2 protein-coding genes and 1 pseudogene are annotated in these 2,479 nt (G+C 59.7%); all 3 read right to left on the bottom strand.

Annotated elements, in window-relative coordinates; all coding sequences use genetic code 11:
* Positions 1-205: 205 nt before the first annotated feature.
* Positions 206-1,720, bottom strand: a complete 1,515-nt coding sequence (gene atpA / locus ACH2EH_RS00425; protein ID WP_395137721.1) for a F0F1 ATP synthase subunit alpha — start codon at positions 1,718-1,720, stop codon at positions 206-208.
* 12 nt (positions 1,721-1,732) lie between these two features.
* Complete coding sequence (gene atpH, locus ACH2EH_RS00420; protein WP_395137719.1) at positions 1,733-2,275, bottom strand: ATP synthase F1 subunit delta; 543 nt, start codon at positions 2,273-2,275, stop codon at positions 1,733-1,735.
* Positions 2,275-2,479, bottom strand: a pseudogene (locus ACH2EH_RS00415) (hypothetical protein); the annotation flags it as partial. The pseudogene ACH2EH_RS00415 and the gene atpH, both read right to left, overlap by 1 nt.

Raw genomic sequence — 2,479 nt, 5'->3', positions numbered from 1 at the left:
CCTTCAAGATGGGCTATGAGTCCGTGAAAGCCCTGATCGCCGCGAAAAAAGGCGAAACGGTCGAGAAGAAGATTGACACCGGCGTCGTGCTCATGACCAAAGAAAACATGGACAAAGCCGAGATGAAAGAATTCCGCGCCAAGTAAAAAACTAAAAAAGCCCCCTGCTTCCTCATCATAGGAAGCAGGGGGCTTTTATTTTTTGACTAAGGCTTGAAGATGGCCTTGAACTCGCCCAGGGCGCGGTTGAGGTTGTCTTCGATGTCCTGGGAAAAGGTCTTGGTCTCGGCGATCTTGACCGGGACATCGGGGTACTTATCCGCGATGTAGGCTAGGAACTCCTTCTCGAACTTGCGGACGGACTCCACCGGCAGGTCGTCCAGAGCACCCGATGTGGCGGAGTAGATCGAGATGATCTGCCACTCGACACGCATCGGGGCGTACTGGTCTTGCTTCAGCAGCTCCACGAGGCGCTGGCCACGGGAGAGCTGGTGCTGAGTCGCTTTGTCCAAGTCCGAGGCGAACTGAGCGAAGGCCTGCACCTCACGGTACTGTGCCAGCTCCAGCTTGATACGCCCGCCGACTTTCTTGTCCTTCATCGCCTTGATCTGCGCCGAGCCCCCCACGCGGCTCACCGAGACACCCACATCAATGGCCGGGCGAACACCCGAGTTGAAGAGGTCGGTCTGAAGGAAGATCTGGCCATCGGTGATGGAGATCACGTTGGTCGGAATATACGCGGAGACGTCGCCTGCCTGCGTCTCGATGATCGGCAGCGCGGTTAGTGAGCCGCCACCCTTCGCATCGGAGAGCTTGGAAGCCCGCTCTAAAAGCCGAGAGTGCAGGTAGAAGACGTCGCCAGGGTAGGCTTCGCGGCCTGGCGGACGGCGCAGGAGCAGCGAGACCTGGCGGTACGCGACGGCCTGCTTGGAGAGATCATCGTAGATAATCAAGGCGTGGCGACCAGAGTCTCGGAAGTACTCCGCCATCGCACAACCGGCATAGGGCGAGAGATACTGGAGGGACGCGGGATCCGACGCGGTCGCGGCGATCACCGTGGTGTACTCCATCGCGCCGTTGGCACGCAGAGCCTCCACCACCATACGCACGGTCGAGGCTTTCTGCCCGATCGCCACATAGAAGCAGAAGACATCCTGCCCCTTCTGGTTGATAATCGTGTCAATCGCAATCGCGGTCTTGCCGGTCTGGCGGTCGCCGATAATCAGCTCACGCTGCCCACGGCCAATCGCGAGCATCGAGTCAATAGCCTTGATACCCGTGTACATCGGCTCTTTAACCGGCTGACGATCCACGACGCCGGGCGCCTTGATCTCCAGAAGGCGCTGCTCGGCGGCCACAATCGGGCCACCGTCATCTATGGGCTGACCGAGGGCGTTGACGACGCGGCCCACGAGCCCCTCGCCCACTGGCACCTCGATAATGCGTCCGGTGCGCTTGACGATATCGCCTTCGCGGATTCCCTCGGCATTGCCTAAGATAATCGCGCCGACATTATCCTCTTCCAGGTTGAGCGCCATTCCCATAACGCCGCCGGGGAACTCCAGAAGCTCCGCCACCGCGACATCACTCAGGCCGTAGATACGAGCGACGCCATCACCGACTTGTAGGACGGTACCGACGCCGACTTCCTCGACCCCGCTCTGATAACTTGCCAGCTCTCGCTCTAGGATGCTGGTGACTTCATCGGGTCTTACTGCCATAATATTTCCGTTTTACTTTTTGGTGAGAAGCTGCTCGCGCAGGCGATCCAGCTTGCCTTTGACCGTGCCATCCAGCACCGTGTCACCGATTCGCACAAGAATTCCGCCCATCAGGCTAGGATCCACACTCGTGGTCAGCTCAATGTCCTTGCCCGTGCGCTGCTCCAGAGCCTTCTCCAGAGCCACGAGCTGTGCCGCGCTGAGAGGAACGGCGGTGGTGGCGGCTGCCGAAACAATGTTGCTGTGCGCCCGCAGAAGCTCATCGAACTCCCGTTTGGCATCGCCAAGCAGGCCCATACGCCGCTTGTCCGCCAGTAGGTTCAAGAACCCCATCGTGGCCACTGAGACCTTGTCGGAGAACGCTGCATTGAGGACGGTTTTCTTGCGACTCTGGGTAACCAGTGGGTGCGCGATCATGCCAGCGAGTGCTTTGTTAGCCACCAGCATATCAGACACCACTGCCAGGTCAGCAGCCGTTTCTTTCAGCGTCCCAGCCGCTTTGGACTGGTTGAACACCGCGGCGGCGTAGCGCCGGGAGACAGACTCTTCGCGCATTACGCCTCCGCCACACCAGGACGGATACTAGGGACACCCTTGGCGATGTACTCGTCAATCAGCCTGCCGTGACGATCCGCGTCCAGGCTCTCGCCGACAACCTTAGTGGTTGCACCGAGTGCCAGATCCACGATCTGCTGACGTAGCGTAATCATTGCCTGCTCGCGCTCCCGCTCCGCATCGGCCTCGGCCTTGGCGACAATC

Origin of the sequence: Armatimonas sp., assembly GCF_043760365.1 — a bacterium.
Classification (GTDB): Bacteria; Armatimonadota; Armatimonadia; order Armatimonadales; family Armatimonadaceae; genus Armatimonas.
The sequence above is the reverse complement of the archived record's forward strand: the minus strand, read 5'-3'. Positions and strand labels throughout refer to the sequence as shown.

Bases quoted from the DNA above. Each gene is read 5' to 3' on its own strand.
- atpA (WP_395137721.1), bottom strand. From the start codon at position 1,720: ATGGCAGTAAGACCCGATGAAGTCACCAGCATCCTAGAGCGAGAGCTG.
- atpH (WP_395137719.1), bottom strand. From the start codon at position 2,275: ATGCGCGAAGAGTCTGTCTCCCGGCGCTACGCCGCCGCGGTGTTCAAC.